Origin of the sequence: Herbaspirillum sp. BH-1, from assembly GCF_002870055.1 — a bacterium.
GTDB lineage: Bacteria > Pseudomonadota > Gammaproteobacteria > Burkholderiales > Burkholderiaceae_D > Herbaspirillum > Herbaspirillum frisingense.
The window spans coordinates 32,870-56,703 of sequence record NZ_PKOI01000021.1 but is presented as its reverse complement, the minus strand read 5'-3'; the positions used below and the strand labels follow the sequence as shown (position 1 = coordinate 56,703).

Here is a 23,834-nt window from a genome sequence, read left to right as displayed (position 1 = left end):
GAGTCACCACCGCATCATGAACGCCAGCGAACAGGTCCACATCGATCAACCGCAGGTCCTGCAGGACCTGCGGCAGGACCCCAGCTACCTGTCGCTGTTGCGCGCCTATGGCAGTCGCTTCGTCGAGATCATCGTGGCCGGGGTGCTGGTGAACCTGCTGGGCCTGCTCATGCCGTTGTATTCGCGGCTGATCTACGACAAGGTACTGGGCAACCACATCCCCGAGACGCTCTGGGCGCTGACCCTGGGCATGCTGCTGTTCATGGCGCTGGAAATGGTATTGCGCGTCATCCGCGTGTACTACACCGAACAACTGGCCGGGCGCCTGGATACCGAGTTCGACGAGGTCTCGGCACGTCGCCTCCTGACCGCCAAGGTGCAGGCCCCGGTCGGAGTGGTGCTGGCACGTTACCGCGATCTTTCGGCCGCGCGTGACCTGCTGTCCTCCAACTACATGCTGTTGCTGGTGGACCTGCCTTTCCTGCTGCTCTACCTGGTGGTGCTGGGCCTGATCGGCGGCCACATGGTGTGGGTGCTGCTGGTGGGCGGGGCCGTGCTGGTGGCGCTGCAGCTCTTGCTGAAGGTGCCGGCCAACGACTATGCCAATGCCGCCATGAAGGCCGGTGCCGGCAAGGTCGACAAGCTCGCCAGCATCGTCTACGGCATGGAAACCCTGAAGACCACGCCGCTGCAGGACCGTCTGTTGCGCAGCTTCCTGATCGACGCCGCCGCCAATGCGGTGGCCCAGGCCAAGAGCCGTTACTGGATGAACACCAGCTACGCCATCTCCAGCGTTGGCTATACCTTCATCGCGGTGGCCACCCTGGTGGTGGGTGTCTATCTGGTGGAAGACAACCTCCTGACCGTGGGTGCCTTGATTGCGTGTTCACTCCTGATCAGCCGCGCCACCACGGTGCTGTCGTCGCTGGCGGCACTGCTAGGACGCATCGAGATGTTCCGCCGCGCCCGCGCCGAGTTCGACCAGCTGTTCGAGGCGCAACCCGAGACCGTCAGCGCCGACGTGCTGCGCCAGGAAATGCGCGGCCTGATCCAGGTCGGCAACCTGCTGCTGCACCTGGACAGGAAGGAAACCCCGACCCTCAAGCATGTCTCCCTGACCGTGCAGCCGGGCGAGAAGGTCGGCATCGTCGGCCGCTCCGGTTCCGGCAAGTCCACGCTCTTGCGTGCGCTGGCCGGGCTGCATCATCCCGACGAGGGCCATGTGCTCATCGATGGCGTAGCCGTGACGGCCTATGCCCCTGAGGTACGCATGCGCTGCATCGGCTTCAAGCCGCAGGAACCCTTCCTCTTCGATGGCACGGTGGCAGCCAATATCTTCGTCGGCGACCGCGTGCCGGGGCAGGTGTACGAGGCAGCGTTGGCGGTGTCCTCGCTGGACGACCTGATCGCCCGTGGCGAACTGCGGCTGGACCAGGTCATCAAGGCGCCCGGTAATCTTTCCGGTGGCCAGCGCCAGATGGTGGCCCTGGCCCGGGTGGTCGCCAGCACGCCGCGCATCCTGCTGCTGGACGAGCCCACCACCGGCGTGGACCAGCAGACCGAGGCCCGCATCATCGAGCGCCTGGTGGCCTATGCCGGCCCGCGCACGCTGGTGGTGGCCACCCATAGCCCCGCGCTGTTGCAGCACATGGACCGCATCGTCGTCATCGACGGCGGCCGCATCGTGGCCGACGGGCCGCGGGCCCAGATTTTGCAGTAACGTCGTGCAGCCCACGGCGAACCTGATTCGAACCGATCTTCGATAGCGAGGAAACATGGCAACCGCAAGCTCATCACAAGCGAACTCCGCGGACAAGGTCACCGGCCCGGTACGGGTGGTGATGCCCGACCAGGCCGGCAGCTTCCAGGTCAGCGCTACCCGCGCCGCCGTTCAGCACGTCCAGGTGGTGGACGTGGACATGGTGCTGCACATGGCCGACGGCACCAAGGTGGTGCTGGCCGGGGGCGCCATCGAGGCGATGGATGACAAGTCCAAGGTCAAGTTTGCCGATACCAGCGCCGATACCGGCAAGCTGCTCGATTCGGTGGGCAAGATCGCGCTCAAGCCCAATGACCAGTCGCGCATCCTCAATTCCGATCCCGTGGCGGTCCCGCCCAATGTGACGCCAGCCCAGCAGGTGACGGTAGACCGCAACGCGGCCAGCATCGGCAACGATGGCGGCAGCCAGTTTTCCCAGATCATCAGCGAGAATTCGGCCTCGCTCACCACCAGCAGCAACGGCACCAGCAAGGCCGGTGGTTCGGCCGGTGCAGTGGTGGGGGGCGACACCACCCACACCACGGTGGGTGCCACCGCTGCGGCGTCGCAGAACCTGACGGCCAATACGCCGCCGGTGTTCTCGCCGCCGGCCAGTCCCAGTTCCAACGATGCGCCGGTCAAGCCTTCCGAACCGCAGGTGCCGCCCGAGCGGCCCGGTTCGATTCCTTCGCCGCCGATCCAGGTCGACCCCTCGCAGCCGGCCATGGCCATCAAGCTGGTCAACCTGGCCACCATTACCCAGACCGGCGACGTCCTCTACGGCAGTGGCGGCATTGCGCAGTCGGCGACCGATGCTGGCCTGCCGCTGCAGTTCAGCACCCAGGTGATCAACGCCGGTAACGATGTGCGCACCATCTATGCCGCCGGCAACAATGCCGGCACCTTCATCAAGGTGTTCGACGTCACCATCACCGGCAATGGCAACGTGGTGTCGGTGATCGTCTCGGGCGTGCCGGCCAACATGTCCATCGTCAACGCCACCGACCTCGGTGGCGGTCGCTACGAGATGACGGTGGCGGCCGGCCAGACCGATTTCCCGATGCAGTTGCAGTACAACACGGTCGAGGCCAATGCTTCCTCGCCGGTGCACCAGGCCTTTGATCTCACCTTCACCACCACGGTCTCGACCTCGCGCGGCCCGCAGACCCTGGTCGATGTGCGCCACGTCGCGGTCAAGGACGCCACCACCTATGGTGATTTGAGCTACCTCGATCCGGCCACCGGCGACCCGGTGCTGGTGTTGCCGGCCCAGGGCGCGCCGCACGAGGTACATGCCGGCAACGGTGGCGTCACCATCTACGGCAGCAATGCCAATGACCTGCTCTATGGCGGCAGCGGCAACGACATCATCTACGGCGGCAGTGGCAATACCTTCTTCCAGGGCGGTGCCGGCGCTGACCAGCTGGTGGGCGGCGTCAACAGCACCGGTACCAACGTCAACACGGCCAGCTACGCCGGCTCCAGCGCCGGCGTGACGGTCAATCTGGTGACCGGCCTGGGCAGTGGCGGCGATGCCCAGGGCGACCAGCTTTCCAACATCCAGAACCTGCGCGGCAGTGCCTTCGACGATACCTTCGTCGCCAATGCCGTGGTCAACCGCCTGGATGGCGGCAGTGGCGGTTCCGATACGGTGTCCTACGTGTCCTCGAACGCGGCCGTGACGGTCAACCTGATCACCGGCACCGGCGCGGGCGGTTATGCGCAGGGCGACACCTATACCCATATCCAGAACGCCATCGGCAGCGACTACAACGATCTCTTCGTGGCCAGCAGCGATGCCAACCGCTTCGACGGCGGCCTGGGCTCGAACACCGTCTCCTACGCCAATTCCAATGCCGGCGTGAACGTCAACCTGCAAAGCGGCTTGGGGAGCGGCGGCGCAGCGGCGGGCGACAGCTACGTACGCATCCAGAACGTCATCGGCAGCGCCTATGACGATACCTTCGTGGGCAACGTGGACGTCAATACCTTCGATGGCGGCACCGGCGGCAATGACACGGTCAGCTATGCCGGCTCTACCACCGGCGTGTCGATCAACTTCGTCTCCGGTCGCGGCACCGGCGGTTATGCCGAGGGCGACAGCTACAACCACATCCAGAATGCCATCGGCTCGGCCTTCGACGACGTCTTCATCGTCGGCGTGGATACGCGCCGCATCGACGGCGGCAGCGGTGGTTCCGATACCCTGAACTTCGGGGCTTCCACCGGCGCGGTCAGCATCAACATGATCACCCAGACCGGCAGCGGCGGGTATGCGCAGAACATCAGCTTCGCCAACATCCAGAACATCGTCGGCAGCTCGTATTCCGACACCTTCATCGCCAGCGTCGGGGCCAACAATTTCAATGGTGGTCTGGGCGGCTCGGACACGGTGAGCTACGAGTTTTCCACCAGCGCCGTGACGGTCGACCTGACCCACACCGATGGCACCGGCACCTCCGGCGGCTACGCCCAGGGCGACGTGCTGGCGCACATCCAGAACCTGATCGGCAGCGCCTACGACGACATCTTCATCGCCAGTGCCGACGTCAACAATTTCGACGGCCGGGGCGGCTCCAACACGGTCAGCTACGTCTACTCGACCGGCGGCGTCACGGTGGACCTGACCAATACCATCGGCACCGGTACCGGCGGCTACTATGCGGCGGGTGACTCCTTCACCAATATCCAGAACCTGATCGGCAGCGTCTACGACGATACCTTTATCGCCAGTGCGGCGGCCAACAGCTTCGACGGTGGCGGCTCCAACCACAACCGCGTCAGCTATGCCGCCTCCAGCGCCGCCGTAACGGTGGACCTGAACTACACCGACGGCACCGGCACCTCCGGTGGCTATGCCCAGGGCGACAAGCTGGTCAACATCCAGGACCTCACGGGCGGTGCCGGCAATGACCTCTTCGTGGCCAACCTGGCAGCCAACAACTTCGACGGTGGCGCCGGCTCCAACACGGTCAGCTACGCGCGTTCCAACGGCGCCGTGACGGTCGACCTGGTGCAGGGCAGCGGCAGTGGCGGCTATGCCGACAACGACACCTACCTCAACATCCAGAACGTCATCGGCAGCGACTACAACGACCTGTTCATCGCCAACCTGGCGGCCAATGCCTTCGTCGGCGGTGCCGGCAACAATACGGTCAGCTATGCCAAGGCCAGCGATGGCAATGGCGTCACCGTCGACCTGTTCCATGGCACGGGCAGTACCGGCTTTGCCGCAGGTGACACCTACAGCGGCATCCAGAACGTCATCGGCAGCGCCTATGACGATACCTTCATCGCCGACAACAACGTCAACGTCTTCAATGGCGGGCTGGGTTCCAACACGGTCAGCTACGCCTTCTCGACCGGCGCGGTGACGGTCAACCTGGTCACCGGCGCCGGCAGCGGCGGCTTTGCCGCCGGCGACAGCTATACCGCCATCCAGAACGTGGTGGGTTCCGCCCAGGACGACGTGATCATCGCCAGCGCCGAGGCCAACAGCATCGACGGTGGCAGCAGCACGGCCACCTCCCACAATCGGGTCAGCTATGCCAGCTCGGACGCCGCCGTCACGGTGGACCTGAGCTATACCAACGGTACCGGTACCTCGGGCGGTTACGCGGCCGGCGACAAGCTCTCCAACATCCAGGACCTGACCGGCAGCATCTACGACGATACCTTCGTGGCCAGCCTGGCGGCCAACAACTTCGACGGCGGCGGTGGCTCACTGCACAACCGCGTCAGCTATGCGCATTCCACCAGCAGCGAAACCATCAACCTGTTTACCGGGGCCGGCAGTGGCACCTATGCCCAGAGCGATACCTATACCAACATCCAGGACGTCACCGGTGGCTCGGGCGACGACCTGATCATCGCCAGCGCCGCCGCCAACAACATCGACGGTGGCGCCAGCACGGCCACTTCGCACAACCGCGTCAGCTACCAGAATTCCACCGTGTCCGAAACGGTGGACCTGTTCAACGGCGTGGGCAGCGGTGGTACCGGCAGCCTGGCCAACGGCGACACCTATACCAACATTCAGGACGTCACCGGCGGCAGCGCCGACGACACCTTCATCGCCAGCGCCGCCGCCAACCGTTTCGATGGCGGAGGAGGCAGCCATAACCGCGTGAGCTATGCCAATTCCAGCGTGGACGAGACCGTCAACCTGGTCACCGGCCTGGGCAGCGGCGGCACCGGCAGCCTTGCCAATGGCGATACCTACACCAATATCCAGGACGTCACCGGTGGCAGCGGCAACGACACCTTCTACGGCAATGCTGCGGCCAACCGTTTCGATGGCGGCGGCGGCTTGCACAACCGGGTCAACTACAGCAGTTCCACGGTGTCGGAGACGGTCAACCTGTTCAACGGTACCGGCACGGGCGGTACCGGCAGCCTGGCCAACGGCGATACCTACACCAACATCCAGGACGTCACCGGTGGCACCGCCGACGATGTCTTCATCGCCAGTGCAGCCGCCAACTTCTTCGATGGCGGCACCGGCTCGCTGCATAACCGGGTGAGCTATACCAATTCCACCGTCGACGAGACCATCAACCTGGTCACCGGCCAGGGCACGGGCGGCACCGGCAGCCTGGCCAATGGCGATACCTACATCAACATCCAGGACATCACTGGCGGTGGCGGTAACGACACCTTCTACGGCAATACCGCCGCCAACCGCTTCGATGGCGGCGGTGGTAGCCACAACCGGGTCAACTACAGCACCTCGACGGTGTCCGAGACCATCGACCTGTTTGGAGGCACCGGGACCGGCGGTACCGGCAGCCTGTCCAATGGTGATACCTATACCAACATCCAGGACGCCACCGGCGGCACCGCCGACGATGTCTTCATCGCCAGCGCGGCGGCCAACTTCCTCGACGGCGGCACGGGTTCGCTGCACAACCGGGTCAGCTACACCAATTCCACCGTCGACGAAACGGTGAACCTGTTCAATGGCACGGGTAGCGGCGGCACCGGCAGCCTGGCCAATGGCGACACCTATGCCAACATCCAGGACGTCACCGGCGGCAGCGGTAACGACACCTTCGTCGCCAGCGCGGCGGCCAATCGTTTCGATGGTGGTGCCGGTACCCACAACCGGGTGAGCTACACCAACTCCACCGTCGATGAAACGGTCAACCTGATCAGCGGACTGGGGAGTGGCGGGACCGGCAGCCTGGCCAATGGCGACACCTACACCAACATCCAGGACGCCACCGGCGGCAGCGGCAACGACACCTTCTACGGCAACACCGCCGCCAACAGCTTCGATGGTGGTGGCGGCAGCCACAACCGGGTCAACTACAGCAGTTCCACGGTGTCGGAGACGGTCAACCTGTTCAACGGTACCGGCAGTGGTGGCACCGGCAGCCTGGCCAACGGCGATACCTACACCAACATCCAGGACGTCACCGGCGGCACCGCCGACGATGTCTTCATCGCCAGTGCGGCCGCCAACTTCTTCGATGGCGGCACCGGCTCGCTGCACAACCGCGTGAGCTATGCCAATTCCGCGGTCGACGAAACCATCAATCTGGTCAGCGGCCAGGGCAGCGGTGGCACCAACAGCCTGGCCAACGGCGACACCTACATCAACATCCAGGACATCACCGGCGGTGGCGGCAACGACACCTTCTACGGCAATACTGCCGCCAACAATTTCGATGGCGGTGGCGGTACACATAACCGGGTCAACTACAGTACCTCGACGGTGGCCGAAACCATCAACCTGTTCAACGGAACCGGCACGGGCGGCACGGGCAGCCTGGCCAATGGCGACACCTACACCAACATCCAGGATGCCACCGGCGGGTCCGCCGATGACGTGTTCGTGGCCAGCGCGGCCGCCAACTTCTTCGATGGCGGTACGGGTTCGCTGCACAATCGGGTGAGCTACGCCAACTCCACCGTCAACGAAACCATCAACCTGCTCAGCGGCAGCGGCTCGGGCGGCACCGGCAGCCTGGCCAATGGCGATACCTATGCCAACATCCAGGACGCCACCGGCGGCAGTGGCAACGACACCATCGTGGCCAACGCGGCGGCCAACTTCCTGGATGGCGGAGCCGGGTCGAACACGGTCAGCTATGCCGGTTCCACCAGCAGCAACAGCGCCACCGGCGTGACGGTCAACCTCACCAGTGGCGTCGGACTTGGCAACTACGCCCAGGGCGACACCTATGCCAACATCCAGAACGTCATCGGCAGCGACTGGGCCGATACCCTGACCGGCTTTTCCACGGTCGGCGTGATGTCGGTACTGACTGGTGGCAAGGGTGCCGACAGCATCACTGCCGACCTCGGCAATCGCGCCTATACCTATGCGTCCTATGCCGGGTCGTCCAGCGGCGTGACCATCGACCTGAAGAACGGGACCGGTACCGGCGGCGACGCCCAGGGCGATACCCTGTTCAACATCGACAACGTCATCGGCAGCAACAACGACGATACCTTCCTTGCCAGCGCTGCAGTCAATATCCTCAATGGCGGTACCGGCGGCTCGGACACCGTCAACTATTCGCTCTCCACCAGCAGCGACGGCATCAACGGCGTGTCGGTGGACCTGTCCACCCCCACTGGTACCGGCAGCGGCAATTATGCCGCCGGGGATCTCTACACCAGCATCGAGAACGTGGTGGGCTCCGCCTTCAAGGACGTGCTCAAGGGATTTTCCACGGCCGGTACGCGCTCGGTGCTGGAAGGCGGCGCGGGTGCCGACAGCATCACCGCCGTGATCGGCAACCGTGGCTCCACCTTTGCTTCCTACGCCGGTTCCACCCTCGGCGTGACCATCGATCTGCAGAACGGTAGCGGCATCGGCGGTGATGCCCAGGGTGACACCCTGTTCAACATCGACAATGTGATCGGCAGCGGTTTCAACGACCTGTTCAAGGCCAGTACCCAGGCCAACAACTTCGATGGCGGTGCGGGTATCGATACGGTGAGCTATGAATTCGATACCGGTGGCGTGACGGTGGACCTGACCAATACGCTGGCCGCCAGCGGCGTCTATGCGCTCGGCGACAAGTTCACCAATATCGAAAACCTGATCGGCGGTTCCGGCAACGACACCTTCTATGCCAGTGCCGCCACCAACGCCTTCGACGGTGGCGCCGGCAACAATACGGTCAACTATGCCCGCTCGGGCGGGGCGGGCGTGGCCGTGGACCTGTTCCACGGCACTGGTACCAACGGCTATGCCGCCAACGACACCTACGTCAACATCCAGAACGTCACCGGCAGCGCCGGCGACGATATCTTCTATGCCAGCGGTGTGGCCAATGTCTTCAATGGTGGCGCGGGCGGCAGCGATACCGTCAGCTACCTGTATTCCACCAGTGGGCCGATCAAGGCCGACTTGTCCGCCGGCGGCAGCTTGGGCGATGCCAACGGCGACAGCTATATCGGCATTTCCAACCTGGAAGGTAGTTTAACCGTCGCTAGCGAGCTCATCGGCAACGCCGGTGCCAATACCCTGACCGCGCGTGGCAACGCTACCACCAACGTGCTCAAGGGCGGTGGCGCCAGTTCCGGTACCGATATCTTCAACGTGGTCGAGGGCGGGCACAATTCGGTGACGGTGGGCAGCGGCAACAACCTGATCAATGTCAGCGCCGGCCTGGGCAGTACCGGTGGGGCGCAGAGCGACATGGTCAACAAGAACACCGGCACCTCCAACATCGATTCCATCAATGGCGTGGCCGGGGTGACGACGCTGCATTTTGCCGACCTGGGCAATACCCTCAACCTGAGCAACTTCTCCAGCAAGGTCACCGGTATCACCACCCTCGATGTCAGCGCCGGCAATGGCACCAACATCATCATCACGGCCCAGGACGTGATCAACATGGGCATGGTCAGCGGTGCCACCTCACACCTGTTGACAGTGAAGATGAGCGGCAGCGAAAGCTTGCAGATCATGGCCAATGGGTCGGACCATTACGTCTACTTCCCCGGCACCACCGACTATGCCTTCTACAACGCCACCAACCAGGAGATCGCCCGCATCCACCTGACCACCTGACCTACCGGTGGTCAGGGCGGCCAGGGCTGGGCGAGGGAGCTCAGCGCGCCATCGCCTTTTCCAGGAAGCGCCAGATGCCGGGGTCGGACATGCTGGCCACGTTGATGCGCATGCGCGTGGAGGGCAGCTGCGAAGGCGAGAACAGGCTACCCGGTGCCAGCAGGAAGCCCTGTTCCATCGCCTCCTCGGTCATGACATTGGTGTCGCGCCCGGTATCGACCCACAGGAACATCCCGCAGGGCGGCGGATCACCGATCTCCATGCCCATGCGTTCCAGCTGGCGCATCACCTTGTCGCGCGCGCCATTGAGCCGCGCCCGCAGCCGTTCGGCATGCTTGCGGTAATGCCCCTCCGAGAGCACCTTGTAGGCCACGCGTTCGCCGATCTCGCCGGTGGTGAGGGTCGAGAGCAGCTTGCGGTCGGCCAGGCTGCGTGCCAGTTCGGCCGAGGTGGCGATAAAGCCCACCCGCAGGTTGGCCGACAAGGTCTTGGAAAAACCGCCCAGGTAGATCACCCGCTGCAGCTGGTCCAGCGCGGCGATGCGGGTCGCCGGCTGTACCGCCGAACCGGGATGCATGTCGCAGTAGATGTCATCCTCGACGATGATGAAATCGTGTTCCTCGGCGATGCGCAGGACCTGGAAGGCCTTGGCCGCCGACAGCGAGGTCGAGGTCGGGTTGTGCAGCACCGAATTGATCACGTACAGCTTGGGCTTGTGGATCGCCGCCAGCTCGCGCAGGCGCGCGATGTCGGGGCCGTCGCCCAGCCGCGGGATGCCCACGATCTTGGCGCCCAGCGCAGCAAAGGAGCCGAACATCAGGAACCAGGCCGGATCATCGACGAAGATCACATCGCCCGGGCGCAGGAAATGCCGCGCCACCGTGTCCAGGCCCTGGGTCACGCCCGTGGTCATCACGATCTGGTCGGGGGCGGCGGCGATTTCCAGCTCCGCCAGCTTCAGCTGCAACTGCTGGCGCAGCGGCAGGAAACCCAGCGGCGTGCCATAGCCCAGCAGCAGGGAAGGGTTGTCGCGGCTGACGGCACGCAGGGCGTTGGCGATCAGTTCGCCATCCAGCCAGTCCGGTGGCAGCAGGCCGCCCCCGGGCATCTTGTGCGGCGGCATCTGGCGGAACATGTTGCGTACCAGCCAGACCACATCCAGCCCGCGCCCGGCCTCGGCCACGGCTTCGGCCTGGGCAGCGGTGTTGCCATAGCCGCCACCCAGGGGTGAGCGTTCCTTGACGTAGAAGCCGGAGCCCCGGCGCGATTCCAGATAGCCCTGGGCCACCAGGCGGTCATAGGCCTCCACCACAGTAAAGCGCGAAATCTCGTTGCCATCGGCAAACTGCCGGATCGAGGGCATGCGCACGCCGCTGCGCAAGAGCTTGTCATCGATGCGGGCGCGGATGCCGCGCACAATCTGGTCCACCAGCGATTCGCCACTCTCGCGCAACAGCAGCGGCCAGCCGGGGAGGGCGCTGTCGCTCTGAGGCATATCGGGTCTGACGCTGCGCAATTGCTTGACTGTATTGGTCATTTTGCCGTGACAATGTTTGGGATTATTTGGAAAAGTGTACAGGTACTGTATCGGTATTGTCGGCTAGGATGGCTTCCAATACAAGAGCAAGCGTATCGCCGGGACAAGCAAGCCAATCCGGGCCACTTCGGTCCACCGGATCCACCCTAGCTACCCTGGCCTTGTCGCCAGCAACCTGCATTCCGATAGGAGAACCGTCATGACCCAAGCCACTTCCGCCGCCCACCGTCTGTTGCCCAGCCTGATGGAGATCGAACAGGCCGCCGGTATCGTCTATGCCGGCATGGCACCCACCGCGCAACTGTGCTGGCCGCTGCTGAACCAGGCACTGGGTGCCGAAGTTTGGGTCAAGCACGAGAACCATGCCCCCACGGGCGCTTTCAAGGTGCGCGGTGGCATGGTCTATCTGCATCACCTGGCCCGGCAACAACCGCAACTGTCCGGCGTGATCTCGGCCACCCGGGGCAATCACGGCCAGTCGGTGGGGCTGTCGGCGTGCCGCTTCGGCATTCCTGCCACCATCGTCGTGCCCGAAGGCAACAGCCGCGAAAAGAATGCCGCCATGCGCGCCCTGGGCGTGGATCTGATCGAACATGGTCGCGAATTCCAGGACAGCCGCGAACACGCCCAGCAACTGGCGCAACAGCAGCAATTGCACATGATCCCGTCCTTCCACCGCGACCTGGTGGCCGGCGTCTCGACCTACTGGATGGAACTGTTCGCCGCCCAGCCCGAACTGGACCTGGTGCTGGTCCCTATCGGCCAGGGCTCCGGCATGTGCGGCGCGGTGGCAGCGCGCAATGCACTGGGCCTGAAGACCCGCATCATCGGTGTGGTGTCCGCCCACGCGCTGGCCTACAAGCTGTCCTTCGAGGCCGGCCGCAAGATCGAGGCGCCGGTCAGTACCTGTATCGCCGATGGCGTCGCCTGTCGCGTCCCCGATCAGGCCTCGCTGGAGGTGATGCTGTCCGAAGTGGACGAGGTCGTGGCCGTCACCGACGATGAAGTCATGGACGCCATGAAGCTGGCCTTCATTGCCACCCACAATGTGGCCGAAGGAGCGGGTGCCTGCGCCCTGGCAGCGGCCTTGCAGCTGCGCGCGCGGCTGCGCGGCAAGAAGATCGGCATCACGCTCTCCGGCGGCAACGTCGATCATGACGTCTTCGCCCGCGTGCTGGCCCGCGACAGTGCCGTGGCCGATGCCCTGCTGGCCCCGGCGCGGGTGGTGTCGCTGGTGCAGGGGCATGCGCAAGCCCGGCACGAAGGCCAACTGGCGCAGCGGAGGTCGGCATGATCGAGGCTTTGCTACCACTGATGTCGTTCGCCTTTGTTTCCTCGATCACGCCGGGGCCCAACAACATCATGCTGACCTCCTCGGGGATCTGGTTCGGCTTTCGTCGCTCGGTGCCGCACATGCTGGGTATCACCTTCGGCTTCGGCGTCCTGCTGGCGGTATGCGCCTTCGGTATAGGCGAACTGGTGGTGGCGCTGCCGCAGGTGGTGCTGCTGCTCAAGGCGGCTGGCTGCGCCTATCTGTTGTACCTGGCCTGGCAATTGCGCCGCATGGGCGTGGCCGGCACGGGGGAGCGGGCGCTGCAGCCGATGTCCTTCGGCGCGGCAGCGATGTTCCAGTTCGCCAATCCCAAGGCCTGGGTGATGGCCATCACCGGTGCCTCGGCCTTCATGCCGTTGCTGCATAAGCATGCCGGATGGCTGGCAATCCTGATCTACTGCCTGGTGTTCTGCGCCATCAACCTGCCTTGCGTATCGGTCTGGGCCGGTGCCGGAGCGGTATTGCGGCGCTATCTGGAACGCCCGCTGTGGCGCATCGGCTTTGCCGCGACCATGGTGGTGCTGACCCTGTATTCGGCGCTGGCGATCTGGCTGTAATGCGGCGCCAGGCCGGGGCTGCCAGGGTTGTCAGGGCCGTCGGGGACGGCAGGGCGCGGGTAAATCTTTTATATCAATAAGACAACAGCGTACGCAGACAGGGGCATTTCATGCAGACAGGCAGCAAATCCGTTCTGGGTAGTCCATCGACCGGGGTACCGGCACGTCACGAAAGTCGTGGCATGTGGCTGGGCCTGATCGGGGTGGCGATCTTCAGTCTCACGCTGCCCTTTACCCGCATCGCCGTGGCCGAACTCAATCCGGCCTTCGTCGCCTTCGGTCGGGCGGTGGTGGCCGGCGTATGCGCGCTGGTGTTGCTGGTCTGGATCAAGGCACCGCGCCCCACGGCCAGCCAACTGCGCGCCCTGGTGATCACGGCACTGGGCGTGGTGGTGGGTTTCCCGCTGTTTTCCTCGATCGCCATGCGCTATGTGCCGGCTGCGCACGGCGCCGTGGTGGTCGGCCTGCTGCCGCTGGCGACTGCGCTGTTCGGGGCGCTGCGTTTCGGCGAGCGGCCTTCGGCCGGCTTCTGGCTGGCGGCACTGGTGGGCTCGGGCATCGTGATCGGGTTTGCCTTGCACGAAGGCGGTGGCAGTTTCCACCTGGCCGACTTTGCCCTCTTTGCGGCCGTGATCGCGGCGGCCATGGGCTATGCCGAGGGTGGCCGGCTGGCACAGACCATGGGCGGCCAGAACGTGATCGCCTGGGCGCTGGTGGTGGCCTTGCCGGTGATGCTACCGGTGTCGCTGTGGCTGGGCTGGCAATATGGCGTCACCGCCTCGGCGCCGGCCTGGCTGGCGTTTGCCTACGTGTCGCTGTTCTCGATGTTCATCGGCTTTTTCTTCTGGTACAAGGGCCTGGCCCTGGGCGGCATTGCCCGTGTCGGTCAGGTGCAATTGTTGCAACCTTTCATGAGCCTGCTGGGGGCCGCGGTGATCGCCAATGAAGCCCTGGATGCGAGCAACATGCTCTTCGCGCTGGCGGTGATCGTGGTGGTGGCCATCGGCAGGCGCATGGCCGTGCGCCGCTGAAGGGTGTGGCAGGCGCGGCTGTGGCCGTGTTGCGAGCCGAAATAGTTCAGACTGTACCGGGCTAAAACCTCGGAATTTTGAGATAATCGTCGACTTATTTTTCTTAACGCGCAGCGCCTGCGGCCTCAGCCGCGCGGGCGCTGTCCAACAGGGAGTACCGCATGTCCGTCTATGAAAAGCTGAAAGCATTGAACATCGAACTGCCCGCCGTGGCCGCCCCGGCAGCAGCCTATGTGATGTATGCACAAACCGGCAATACCGTCTTCCTCTCCGGCCACCTGGCCAAGAAGGATGGCAAGGTATGGGTCGGCCAGCTGGGACGCGACATCGGTACCGACGACGCCAAGCTGGCCGCGCGCGGCGTGGCCATCGACCTGATCGCCACCCTGCAGGCGGCCTGTGGCGGCGACCTGACCCGCGTCAAGCGCATCGTCAAGCTGATGAGCCTGGTCAACTCCACCGGCGAATTCACCGAACACCACCTGGTGACCAACGGCGCTTCGGAACTGATCGGCGAAGTCTTCGGCGAGACCGGCAAGCATGCCCGTTCCGCCTTTGGCGTGGCGCAATTGCCCATGGGCGCTTGCGTCGAGATCGAGATGATCGCCGAGATCGCCTGATCGATCGAATCTGTCGAATTGCCGACCAGCACGGCCGCAGCATCCGCAGAGGCGCGCGGCCTGATTCATCCCGAATCACCCTGAACCACACAGACACAGAACACGGTACCGTATGAAACTCGAAAATCCAGCAGCACTGCAATGGCAGTTTTCCCAGCGCGCCGAAGCCATGAAGAGCTCGGCCATCCGCGAAATCCTGAAGGTGACCATGCGTCCCGACATCACCTCCTTCGCCGGCGGCCTGCCCTCGCCGCTGACCTTCCCGGTGGAGCACATGAAGGCTGCCTTCGACCGCGTGCTCACGCAACAGGGCAAGACCGCCCTGCAATACGGCCCCACCGACGGCTACCTGCCGCTGCGTGAATGGATCGCCGCTTCGCTGTCTTCCGACGGCGCCCAGATCACGCCTGACCAGGTGCTGATGGTGTCCGGTTCGCAGCAAGGCCTGGACCTGCTGGGCAAGGTGCTCATCGACGAAGGCAGCAAGGTACTGGTCGAGACCCCCAGCTACCTGGGCGCACTGCAAGCCTTCGCGCTGTATGGCGCCCGGTTCGAATCGGTCCCCAGTGACGAATTCGGCCTGCAGCCCGAGACCATCGAAGCCATCGCCGGTGGCGCGCGCATGCTGTATTCGCTGCCCAACTTCCAGAACCCGACCGGGCGCACCCTGCCCACCGAGCGTCGCATCAAGCTGGTGGAAACCTGTGCCCGCCTGGGTCTGCCGCTGATCGAGGATGATCCGTACGGCGCCCTGAGCTATCGCAACGCGCCGCTGCCCAAGATGCTGTCGATGAACCCGGCCGGCGTGATCTACATGGGTTCCTTCTCCAAGGTCTTGACTCCCGGCATCCGCCTGGGCTACGTGGTCGCGCCGCGTCCGCTGATCCTGAAGATGGAACAGGCCAAGCAGGCCACCGACCTGCACACTGCGCAACTGACGCAGATGGTGGTGTACGAGGCCATCAAGGACGGCTTCCTGGACCAGCACGTACCGACCATCCGCCAGCTCTACGGCGACCAGTGCCAGGCCATGCTGGACGCGCTGCAGCAGTACTTCCCGGCCAGCTGCTCCTGGAGCAAGCCGGAAGGCGGCATGTTCATCTGGGTCACGCTGCCCGAGCACCTCGACGCCGGCGCGCTGTTGAACGAAGCGGTGGAACAGGAGAAGGTCGCCTTCGTTCCGGGCGCGCCGTTCTATGCCAACGTGCCGCAGAAGAACACCCTGCGCCTGTCCTTCGTGACCGTGCCACCGGAACAGATCCGCGCCGGCGTGGAGCGCCTGGGCAAGCTGATCGCTTCCAAGCTGTAAGCAGGCAGGGCGGGCGCGCATGAAGATCTCCGACCTGCCCTTCGGCACCACCGACTGGAGCCAGATCGCGGCCACCGAGCATCCCGGCGTCACCGGCACGGCCTGGTGGCGCACCTGCCGCTTCGGCGACCTGCGGGTGCGCATGGTCGAGTACACCGCCGGCTACCTGGCCGATCACTGGTGTGTGAAGGGGCATATCCTGCTCTGTCTGGAGGGTGAACTGCACACCGAGCTGGAAGACGGACGCAGCTTCGTACTCAAGCCTCGCATGAGTTACCAGGTCGCCGATGATGCGGAACCGCATCGCTCGTCCACCTCGGTCGGGGCGAAGTTGTTCATCCTGGACTAGCCGTTCCCAGCGTATCGTTGTGCATCCAGATGCCCGCCCTCGAAACAGGGCGGGCATTTTTCATCTGAAGGGCTTAGCGCGCAAGCTTCAGCGTCTCGCCATGCTTGAGCGTAACGAACTGCTCCGGCGGCAGATCGGCCTGCTGCATGGCCCTGGCCAGCGCCTGCGGTGGTTCGTCCAGCGGCTCATCGGCCAGTTCGAAGGTCCCCCAGTGGATACCGATGGAGCGCGTGGCGTGCACGTCGCGGTGGATCTGCACCGCCTGTGCCGGGTCCACGTGCTGGCCCTGCATGAACCAGCGCGGCGCGTAGGCGCCGATGGGGATCAGCGCCAGGTCGACATGAGGGAAGCGTGCGCCGATGTCCTGGAAGTCCTTCGAATACCCGGTGTCACCGGCGAAATACACTGTGAACGGTGCTCCGTGGTCAGTCTGGGCTGGTGCGGCGGCCTGCAGCACCCAGCCACCCCATAGCGTCTCGGAACGGTCGAACAGGCTGCGCGCCGACCAGTGGGTGGCAGGTACGAAAGTGATGTCCAGCTTGTCCAGGGAGGTCTTGTCCCACCAGTCCATTTCCCGCACATTGTCGATGCCCAGCGCCATGAACCAGTCGCGCAATCCCAGCGGCACCAGGAACAGCGGCGGGCCACCGGCCTGCCGGTTCAGTTGTTCCACGCTGGCGCGGTCCAGATGGTCGTAGTGGTTGTGCGAGATCACCACCAGGTCGATATGCGGCAGCTCGGCGATCTGCACCGGCAGTGGCACCTTGCGACGCGGTCCGATGAAGGTAAAGGGCGAAGCGCGCTCCGAGAACATGGGGTCGGTCAGCACATTCTTGCCAGTTAGCTGCAGCAGTGCCGTGGCATGGCCGATCCAGGTCACGCTGGGCGTGTCCTGATTGGCCTTGAGCCAGGCCAGGTCTGGTTTGAGCACCGGGAAGCGGTAGTCGTTGGCGGGCGGCTTGGGCAGGCCCTGGGTCAGGCGTTCCCATTGCCACTTCAAGACGGAGGCACGCTCCGGCTGTGGGTAGTTGTTGCGAAAACCGGTCTCGGTGCGATTGGACTTGGCAGGGTCGTAGTACTTGCTCGACGAGGAGCAGGCCGTCAACCCCGCCGCCAGCAGCAGGGCGGCAGTACAGATGAAGAGGCGGCGCAGAAGCGGATGGCGGCAGGATGTCGCAGGTGGCATGTGAGAGGTGCGATGGCTGGGAGGAACGACATCCTAGCAGCAGCCGGCGCGGCGCGCAGGGGACGCGCATGTCTTGCGGCCCCATTGCAAAGTGCGCTGTCTCAGAGCACGTACTGCGCCAGCCCGCGTCCGAAGGACCAGTTGCCCTTGTCACCTTCAAGCAGGTGGATCAGCACATCGTCAGGACGGATGCCGGGATTGGCCTGCAAGCGCTCGACGATGCGGGCAAAGAGCGCATTCTTCTGCGCCTGGTTGCGGGTGTTGCTGACCGACAGCTGGATGACCACGAAGTCGTCCGAACGCTCCATCCCCATGTAGTGGCGGTCGAAGATCAGATCCTCGGGGTCGTGCTGGCTCACGATCATGAAGAGATCGTCCTTGGGGACGTTGAAACTCTCGTGCATGGCCTGGTAGACGTTGTCGACGATGGCATCACGGTAGGCGCGGGGCTTGCCGCGCAGCAGGGATAGGCGGACCAGGGGCATGGTGTTCTCCTTGATATCAGGGGTTGAAAGTGCTTGAAAAGCAGTGGGTCGCCTGGGCAGGCCTGCCCGTGTGCGACCCATGCAGTGCATGTTAAGGTCCCTCTATCATTTGAAAAACTGCTGAATGCTGATTTCAATGATTTAAAATTCGAATCATTGAGCAATCCGACCCGATATCAGATGCGAGGAGCCTACCCCATGGACCGCCCCCTGGAACTGGATGCCGTACAAGCCTTCGTGTTGGCAGCCGACCTGCAAAGCTTCACCCGCGCCGCCGAAGTGCTGGACAGCACGCAATCGGCGATCAGCCTCAAGCTCAAGAAGCTGGAGCAGCGCCTGGGGCGTCGCCTGCTGGAACGCACCCCGCGCCTGGTACGCCTGTCTGCGGAGGGCCAGCAATTCCTGCCGGCCGCCCGCGAATTGCTGGCCGCGCACGAACGCGCCCTGGACCGACTGGAGCAAGGGCTGGTGCGCTTTTCGGTGGGTATCAGCGATCACGTGGCCGGTGCCGCCCTGCCACGCGCCCTGGCGCAGTTGCATGCCCATGATGCCGGCGTGATGGTGGAGGTGAGGGTGGGCTCGTCGCACGACCTCATGCCGCTCTATGAACGCGGCGAACTGGACGCCGTCATCGTGCGTCGCGAGCCGCAGGACCAGGGCGGTGAATTGATCATGCAGGAAGCCATCGGCTGGTTTGCCCATCCCGACGCGCAATGCCGGGTCGGGCCTGCCTTGCGGGTGGCAACTTTTTCTTCGACCTGCCGCATCCGTGAACTGTCGCTGCGCCGACTCGACGAAGCCGGTATCGCCTGGGTCGAGGTCTTCGTCGGTGGCGGCATCCTGGCGGTCGGCGCGGCGGTCAGCGCGGGCCTGGCGGTGTCGGCGCTGCTCCATCGCAGCGCGCCGCCGGGGGCGGTGGAGGTGGGCCAACGGCTGGGCCTGCCCACCTTGCCGCTGGCCCAGGCGATGCTGCATTCCCGCCTCAGGGAGACCCGGGCGCAGGCGGCATTGCGCACGCTGGTGGCCGCACTGAAGTCAGCCTGAGCCCGGAGTCGCCCTCCATCAGGCGCGCGCCGCCTGTGGCCGCATGCGGCCCGGGATGGCCAGGCGGTTCATGGCATTCATCAGGGCGATGGCGACCGTCAGTTCGCTGTACTCCTCAGGCGTGAAATGCTGGATCACCGCCTGGTAATCCGCATCCGGCGCCGCCGTTTCACCGATGCGCGTCACCACTTCGGCCCAGGCCAGCGCGGCCTGCTCGCGGGGCGTGAAGAGGCTGCCGGCCTCGTGCCAGACCGGCACCAGCACCAGCTTGTCGATGGTCATGCCGCTCTTGAGCAGGTCGCGTGAATGCTTGTCGATGCAATAGGCACAGCCGTTGATCAGCGACACCCGCAGAAACACCAGTTCCACCAGGTCTGCCGGCAGGCTGCATTGCTTGAGGTGACGGTTCACGGCCAGCAGGCCGTCGTAGGCGGCGGTGGCGTTCTGGTAGAGATCGATACGGTTGGACATGGCGACAAGGCTCCTGTTGTGGATGGAAACGAGGCGCCATCATGCCCGCTCATGGCCCAGTCGATAAGTGCCAAGAATGGTGAATCGGACTAGGCCATGTCAGGACGGCTCCAGCAGCGCCAGGATACGCCGTCCCAGTTCACCGGCCTGGCGCCGGCTGTCGATATTGGTGAAGCTGAGCATGATCATCGGCGCCACCCCGGGGCGCGGCGCCAGCAGGCATTCCGACAAGGCGCGGCTGAACATGCCGTGCTGGCGCATCTTCTCGGCCAGTACGCGGTCCGAACGGCGGCCCTGCAGGCGCAGCAGCAGATGCATGCCGCCAGGCGGCGAATCGATGCGGACATGGGCCTTCAATACCGCCTCCAGGCCGGCGATGGTCAGGGTCCGGCGCTGTGCGTACAGGCGTCGCATGCGCTGGATGTGGCGGGCGAAATGCCCCTCGGCCATGAAATCGGCCACGATATGCTGCATCAGTGCCGGCGCGCCCCCGGAAAACAGCCGGGCACTGTCTTCGAAACGCTGCACCTGGGAACGCGGCACCACCAGATAGGCCAGCCGGATGGCCGGGAACAGTACCTTGCTGAAGGTGCCGGCATAGAGCACGCGGTCATCCCGGTCCAGGCTCTTGAGGGCGGGCAGGGGGCGGCTGACGTAGCGGTATTCGCCGTCGTAGTCGTCTTCCACGATCCAGCCCTGCTGCCGTGCCGCCCATTCCAGCAGCGCCAGCCGGCGCGGCAGTGACAGGGCCACGCAGGTGGGGCTCTGGTGGGCCGGCGTGACCACCGCCGCCCGTGCGCGTGCGGCATGCTGCAGCCCGTGCTCCACCTGCATGCCCTCGGCATCGACCGGTACCCCCACCAGCTGCATGCCGGCTTCGCGCAGCAGGGCGCCGGTGGGTGCATAGCCGGGGTCTTCCACCCAGACCTTGTCGCCGGGTTTGAGCAGGGTGCGCGTGATCAGGTTGAGACTGTCGCGATATCCGGAGGTGATGAAGACCTGTTCCGGCCGGCAGTCCAGCCCCCGCGACAGCTGCAGATAGCGCGCAACTTCCACGCGCAAGGCCATCAATCCGGCGGGAGAGGGGTAGAGCATGTCCACCGCTTGCGTGGCACGCGCCGCGCGCGCCGCCAGCCGCGCCCAGATCTTGCGCGGAAAGGCGTCCAGCGCCGGGATGCCCATCTGGAACGGACGCGGTCCCCGGGGCTCGGCGTGGCCGTCTTCCGGGAGGATGGGGTAGCGCGGCGCGGCAGCTACTGCCTGGGCAATGATGGGGCCGGGTTTGCCGGGCGCGTTCGGCGCTCTGGCCGGCAGCCCGGCCGCGATCACGGTGCCGGCCTGTCCGCGTGCTTCCACGTAGCCTTCAGCCGCCAGCAGCGAATAGGCCGTCTCCACGGTGCCGCGCGCCAGTCCCAGTTCTGCTGCCAGTGCCCGCGCCGAGGGAATGCGGTCGCCCGGGCGCAGCATCCCTGCCGCCACCGCGCTACGCAGGCGCCCGTAGATCTGGCGGTAATAGGGCTCGTCGGTGGCGCTGTCGAGGGTGATCAGGGGGGCGGAGGACGGGGTAATCATGGACCAGTCGAAATGTCATTTCTTGGATCTCCCGATTATGCCATCGGCTGGCTAGGATGAAGCTCCTTCTACTTTGATCGCATTGACCTTCCTCCCATGAACCAAGCTCTCAAGATTGCCCCAGCCGGCCACTGGCATATCGCCGACAGCGCCTTGCGTCACGCCGACACCGAGGCTGATCGGCTGGCCTGCTTTGCCGTGATGCACGAACTGCGCCCACACCTGCGCGACGCCGACGAGTTCATGCAGCGCACCGGTCGCGCCCGCGAGCAGGGCTATCGCATCCTGGCGGCCTGGGAGCAGGGCGCGGTGGTTGCCCTGGCCGGTTACCGTTTCCAGGAGAATCTGGTCTACGGCCCCTTCCTCTACGTCGATGATCTGGTGGCCGCCAGCACGCAACGCGGCAAGCGGTGGGGCGAGCGCCTGCTCGCCGCGCTCGAAGGTGTGGCCGCCGAGGCCGGCTGTGCGCGACTGGTGCTCGATACCGGCATGGCCAACGCGCTGGCGCAGCGCTTCTACTTCCGCCAGGGCATGCTGACCGGCGCACTACGCTTCGGCAAGGCCATCGGAGCTGCGGCATGAAGATCCTGCACCTGCTTGCCTCGCCGCGCCAGGAGGCATCCAACACCTGGTGGCTCTCGCAACAGATCGTCAGCCGCCTGCGCAGCTTGCACCCGCAGGCGCAGATCGTGCTGCGCGACCTGCATGCCAGTGCCATTGGCCACGTCGATGCCGCCTATGCCGATGCGCTGGGCTCGCCCGGCTTCGTAGAGGATGCCGGCGCCGCGCAGGGGACGCTGGCCTTGTCGGACCTGCTGATTGCCGAGCTGGAGGCCGCCGATCAGGTCGTCATCGGCACCCCCATGCACAACTACACCGTCCCCTCCGTATTGAAGGCCTGGATCGACCATGTGGTGCGGGTGCGCCGCACCTTCGGCATCACCCCCGACGGCAAGGTCGGCCTGCTGCACGACCGCCCGGTACACCTGGCCGTGGTCTCCGGCGGCCGCTTTACCGGCGCGTCCGCACGCCAGCCGGATTTCCTCACGCCCTACCTGAAGGTGGCGCTGGCCACCATCGGCCTGCATGACCTGCGCCTGACGGTGATGGAGGGCCTGGCAGCCGGCGCTCAGGTGGTGCGCAGCGAGCGCGAGCGGGTCGCGATGGAGCTGGATCGGCAGTTTTCAAGAGCCTGAGGCTGCTTTCCGGGAAGAAAATCGGGCGACAGGGGCGCCCGTATTTTTTCGAAAAAAATCTCTTGAAAACCCAAAATGCCATCCCTAGATCGGTACCAGCAGATGCTCGACGTTGAGGTCTGCCACGAAAACATCGCTTAACTGAAAGGATATTTTTATGCGTACTTTTGATCTCTCCCCCCTGTACCGTACCGCCATCGGCTTCGATCGCCTGGCCCAGATGTTCGACAACGCCCAGCGTACCGATCAGCCTAGCTACCCGCCGTACAACATCGAACTGGTGGCAGAAGACAAGTACCGGATCACGATGGCCGTCGCCGGCTTTGCCCGCAGCGAAATCGACATCGAGACCGAAAACGAAACCCTGAAGATTACCGGCCGCAAGCAGAAGGAAGACAAGCAGGTCAACTTCCTGCACCGTGGCATCGCCGCCCGCGATTTCGAACAGCGCTTCCAGCTGGCCAACCACATCAAGGTGGTCGGCGCCAATCTGGAAAACGGCCTGCTCAACATCGAGCTGGTCCGCGAAATCCCTGAAGCCCTGAAGCCGCGCAAGATCGAGATCGGCGCCGCTGATGGCAGCGACAACGTCCAACGTCTGGAACGCGCTGCCTGATCGGCTCCCCCCTGGATGCCGGGCGCATCCGGAGGCCTGATCGAGCATGCCGCCCGCTAATTGCGGGCGGCTTTTTTGCGTCTATACCTAACACTTCTGATTGACTGTCGTAGCCGGCTTGGTTACGTTACAGGCGCGGCGAAAGAGTTTGCGTGAGTTTGCGCGAGTTTGCCGCACCCGCTCACGATCCGCGCCGTACCCATCGGCCCGGAACTGCTGCTCAAAAGAAATTGGCAATGGAGCAATATATTGCGTATATTGCGTCGGCCTCAGGGGAGAAACGCGTGAACGACCACCGATACCAGCACATCAATCCCGAGCCACTGCTCGAGGCCATGGGGGGCGATGCGGCCGCCTGCCGTCACATGTTCGGCACTTTTGCGCAGAGCGCACCGGCCACCTTCACCCGGCTGGAGCAGGCCATCCACGCCGACGATGCAGGCCAGGTCAAGCGCGAGGCGCACAGCCTCAAGAGCATGACGGCCCTGGTGGGCGCGGGCGTGCTGACCGACATGCTCAAGAGCATCGAGACTCAGTCCCGCGCTGAACCACCGGTCAGCGCCCAGCCGCGTCTGGCAGAGCTGCAGGCGCTCTTCGCCGACGTCGCCGCCGAGGTGCGCCATTACGTCGACCAGGTTGGCGTAGCGCAGTAGGGCAGGGAGGCGCCATCGGCTTCCAGCGTTTCCCCCTATTTCACCTATTACCGACTCATCAGTCAGTAACCTGACGTACATCAATCG

18 protein-coding genes are annotated in these 23,834 nt (G+C 64.5%); 13 read left to right on the top strand and 5 right to left on the bottom strand.

Going from position 1 to position 23,834, the window contains the following annotated elements:
* Positions 1-16: 16 nt before the first annotated feature.
* On the top strand, positions 17-1,720 hold the full coding sequence (locus HBH1_RS21240; RefSeq protein WP_006465392.1) for a peptidase domain-containing ABC transporter: 1,704 nt from the start codon (positions 17-19) through the stop codon (positions 1,718-1,720).
* 55 nt (positions 1,721-1,775) lie between these two features.
* Positions 1,776-9,788 (top strand): calcium-binding protein, encoded by an 8,013-nt coding sequence (locus HBH1_RS21235; protein ID WP_158243316.1) that lies wholly within the window; start codon positions 1,776-1,778, stop codon positions 9,786-9,788.
* Positions 9,789-9,828: 40 nt separating this feature from the next.
* Here HBH1_RS21235 and HBH1_RS21230 read toward each other — a convergent pair whose 3' ends face one another.
* Positions 9,829-11,325 (bottom strand): aminotransferase-like domain-containing protein, encoded by a 1,497-nt coding sequence (locus HBH1_RS21230; protein WP_102664259.1) that lies wholly within the window; start codon positions 11,323-11,325, stop codon positions 9,829-9,831.
* 199 nt (positions 11,326-11,524) lie between these two features.
* Here HBH1_RS21230 and HBH1_RS21225 point away from each other — a divergent pair, with 199 nt between their 5' ends.
* From HBH1_RS21225 to HBH1_RS21200, 6 genes are all read left to right on the top strand, one after another.
* A complete protein-coding gene (locus HBH1_RS21225; RefSeq protein ID WP_102664258.1) occupies positions 11,525-12,619 on the top strand; it encodes a threonine dehydratase in 1,095 nt (364 codons plus the stop codon).
* A complete protein-coding gene (locus tag HBH1_RS21220) occupies positions 12,616-13,215 on the top strand; it encodes a LysE family translocator (protein ID WP_006465300.1) in 600 nt (199 codons plus the stop codon). Before HBH1_RS21225 ends, HBH1_RS21220 begins: the two co-directional genes overlap by 4 nt.
* A 110-nt stretch (positions 13,216-13,325) precedes the next feature.
* A complete protein-coding gene (locus HBH1_RS21215) occupies positions 13,326-14,246 on the top strand; it encodes a DMT family transporter (protein WP_039876989.1) in 921 nt (306 codons plus the stop codon).
* 161 nt (positions 14,247-14,407) lie between these two features.
* Positions 14,408-14,866 (top strand): RidA family protein, encoded by a 459-nt coding sequence (locus tag HBH1_RS21210; RefSeq protein ID WP_077238480.1) that lies wholly within the window; start codon positions 14,408-14,410, stop codon positions 14,864-14,866.
* Between the two features lie 112 nt (positions 14,867-14,978).
* On the top strand, positions 14,979-16,175 hold the full coding sequence (locus HBH1_RS21205) for an aminotransferase-like domain-containing protein (protein ID WP_077238481.1): 1,197 nt from the start codon (positions 14,979-14,981) through the stop codon (positions 16,173-16,175).
* A 19-nt stretch (positions 16,176-16,194) separates the two neighbouring features.
* On the top strand, positions 16,195-16,524 hold the full coding sequence (locus HBH1_RS21200; protein WP_102664257.1) for a DHCW motif cupin fold protein: 330 nt from the start codon (positions 16,195-16,197) through the stop codon (positions 16,522-16,524).
* A 73-nt stretch (positions 16,525-16,597) separates the two neighbouring features.
* Here the strand turns inward: HBH1_RS21200 and HBH1_RS21195 are convergent, their stop codons facing one another.
* Both HBH1_RS21195 and HBH1_RS21190 read right to left on the bottom strand, forming a co-directional pair.
* Positions 16,598-17,710, bottom strand: coding sequence for an MBL fold metallo-hydrolase (locus tag HBH1_RS21195; protein ID WP_233207668.1), 1,113 nt, complete (start codon positions 17,708-17,710; stop codon positions 16,598-16,600).
* A 101-nt stretch (positions 17,711-17,811) separates the two neighbouring features.
* The gene (locus HBH1_RS21190; protein ID WP_102664256.1) at positions 17,812-18,195 is read right to left on the bottom strand and encodes a tautomerase family protein; all 384 of its coding nucleotides are present in this window, start codon (positions 18,193-18,195) and stop codon (positions 17,812-17,814) included.
* A gap of 198 nt (positions 18,196-18,393) precedes the next feature.
* On the opposite strand from HBH1_RS21190, the gene HBH1_RS21185 reads away from it, so the two are divergent.
* On the top strand, positions 18,394-19,239 hold the full coding sequence (locus tag HBH1_RS21185; protein ID WP_102664255.1) for a LysR family transcriptional regulator: 846 nt from the start codon (positions 18,394-18,396) through the stop codon (positions 19,237-19,239).
* A gap of 18 nt (positions 19,240-19,257) precedes the next feature.
* On the opposite strand, the gene HBH1_RS21180 is transcribed toward HBH1_RS21185, so the two are convergent.
* Together HBH1_RS21180 and HBH1_RS21175 are read right to left on the bottom strand one after the other, a co-directional pair.
* Positions 19,258-19,710 (bottom strand): carboxymuconolactone decarboxylase family protein, encoded by a 453-nt coding sequence (locus HBH1_RS21180; RefSeq protein WP_077238485.1) that lies wholly within the window; start codon positions 19,708-19,710, stop codon positions 19,258-19,260.
* Positions 19,711-19,809: 99 nt separating this feature from the next.
* Positions 19,810-21,282, bottom strand: a complete 1,473-nt coding sequence (locus HBH1_RS21175; protein WP_102664254.1) for a MocR-like pyridoxine biosynthesis transcription factor PdxR — start codon at positions 21,280-21,282, stop codon at positions 19,810-19,812.
* 96 nt (positions 21,283-21,378) lie between these two features.
* Here HBH1_RS21175 and HBH1_RS21170 point away from each other — a divergent pair, with 96 nt between their 5' ends.
* From HBH1_RS21170 to HBH1_RS21155, 4 genes are all read left to right on the top strand, one after another.
* Entirely contained in the window at positions 21,379-21,864 is a 486-nt protein-coding gene (locus tag HBH1_RS21170) for a GNAT family N-acetyltransferase (protein ID WP_102664253.1), read from the top strand.
* Entirely contained in the window at positions 21,861-22,478 is a 618-nt protein-coding gene (locus HBH1_RS21165) for an FMN-dependent NADH-azoreductase (RefSeq protein ID WP_102664252.1), read from the top strand. Before HBH1_RS21170 ends, HBH1_RS21165 begins: the two co-directional genes overlap by 4 nt.
* Before the next feature lie 157 nt (positions 22,479-22,635).
* The gene (locus HBH1_RS21160) at positions 22,636-23,094 is read left to right on the top strand and encodes an Hsp20 family protein (protein WP_006465288.1); all 459 of its coding nucleotides are present in this window, start codon (positions 22,636-22,638) and stop codon (positions 23,092-23,094) included.
* 284 nt (positions 23,095-23,378) lie between these two features.
* Entirely contained in the window at positions 23,379-23,747 is a 369-nt protein-coding gene (locus HBH1_RS21155) for an Hpt domain-containing protein (protein ID WP_102664251.1), read from the top strand.
* The last annotated feature ends 87 nt before the right edge of the window (positions 23,748-23,834 follow it).

Bases quoted from the DNA above. Each gene is read 5' to 3' on its own strand.
- HBH1_RS21240 (WP_006465392.1), top strand. From the start codon at position 17: ATGAACGCCAGCGAACAGGTCCACATCGATCAACCGCAGGTCCTGCAG.
- HBH1_RS21235 (WP_158243316.1), top strand. From the start codon at position 1,776: ATGGCAACCGCAAGCTCATCACAAGCGAACTCCGCGGACAAGGTCACC.
- HBH1_RS21230 (WP_102664259.1), bottom strand. From the start codon at position 11,325: ATGACCAATACAGTCAAGCAATTGCGCAGCGTCAGACCCGATATGCCT.
- HBH1_RS21225 (WP_102664258.1), top strand. From the start codon at position 11,525: ATGACCCAAGCCACTTCCGCCGCCCACCGTCTGTTGCCCAGCCTGATG.
- HBH1_RS21220 (WP_006465300.1), top strand. From the start codon at position 12,616: ATGATCGAGGCTTTGCTACCACTGATGTCGTTCGCCTTTGTTTCCTCG.
- HBH1_RS21215 (WP_039876989.1), top strand. From the start codon at position 13,326: ATGCAGACAGGCAGCAAATCCGTTCTGGGTAGTCCATCGACCGGGGTA.
- HBH1_RS21210 (WP_077238480.1), top strand. From the start codon at position 14,408: ATGTCCGTCTATGAAAAGCTGAAAGCATTGAACATCGAACTGCCCGCC.
- HBH1_RS21205 (WP_077238481.1), top strand. From the start codon at position 14,979: ATGAAACTCGAAAATCCAGCAGCACTGCAATGGCAGTTTTCCCAGCGC.
- HBH1_RS21200 (WP_102664257.1), top strand. From the start codon at position 16,195: ATGAAGATCTCCGACCTGCCCTTCGGCACCACCGACTGGAGCCAGATC.
- HBH1_RS21195 (WP_233207668.1), bottom strand. From the start codon at position 17,710: ATGCCACCTGCGACATCCTGCCGCCATCCGCTTCTGCGCCGCCTCTTC.
- HBH1_RS21190 (WP_102664256.1), bottom strand. From the start codon at position 18,195: ATGCCCCTGGTCCGCCTATCCCTGCTGCGCGGCAAGCCCCGCGCCTAC.
- HBH1_RS21185 (WP_102664255.1), top strand. From the start codon at position 18,394: ATGGACCGCCCCCTGGAACTGGATGCCGTACAAGCCTTCGTGTTGGCA.
- HBH1_RS21180 (WP_077238485.1), bottom strand. From the start codon at position 19,710: ATGTCCAACCGTATCGATCTCTACCAGAACGCCACCGCCGCCTACGAC.
- HBH1_RS21175 (WP_102664254.1), bottom strand. From the start codon at position 21,282: ATGATTACCCCGTCCTCCGCCCCCCTGATCACCCTCGACAGCGCCACC.
- HBH1_RS21170 (WP_102664253.1), top strand. From the start codon at position 21,379: ATGAACCAAGCTCTCAAGATTGCCCCAGCCGGCCACTGGCATATCGCC.
- HBH1_RS21165 (WP_102664252.1), top strand. From the start codon at position 21,861: ATGAAGATCCTGCACCTGCTTGCCTCGCCGCGCCAGGAGGCATCCAAC.
- HBH1_RS21160 (WP_006465288.1), top strand. From the start codon at position 22,636: ATGCGTACTTTTGATCTCTCCCCCCTGTACCGTACCGCCATCGGCTTC.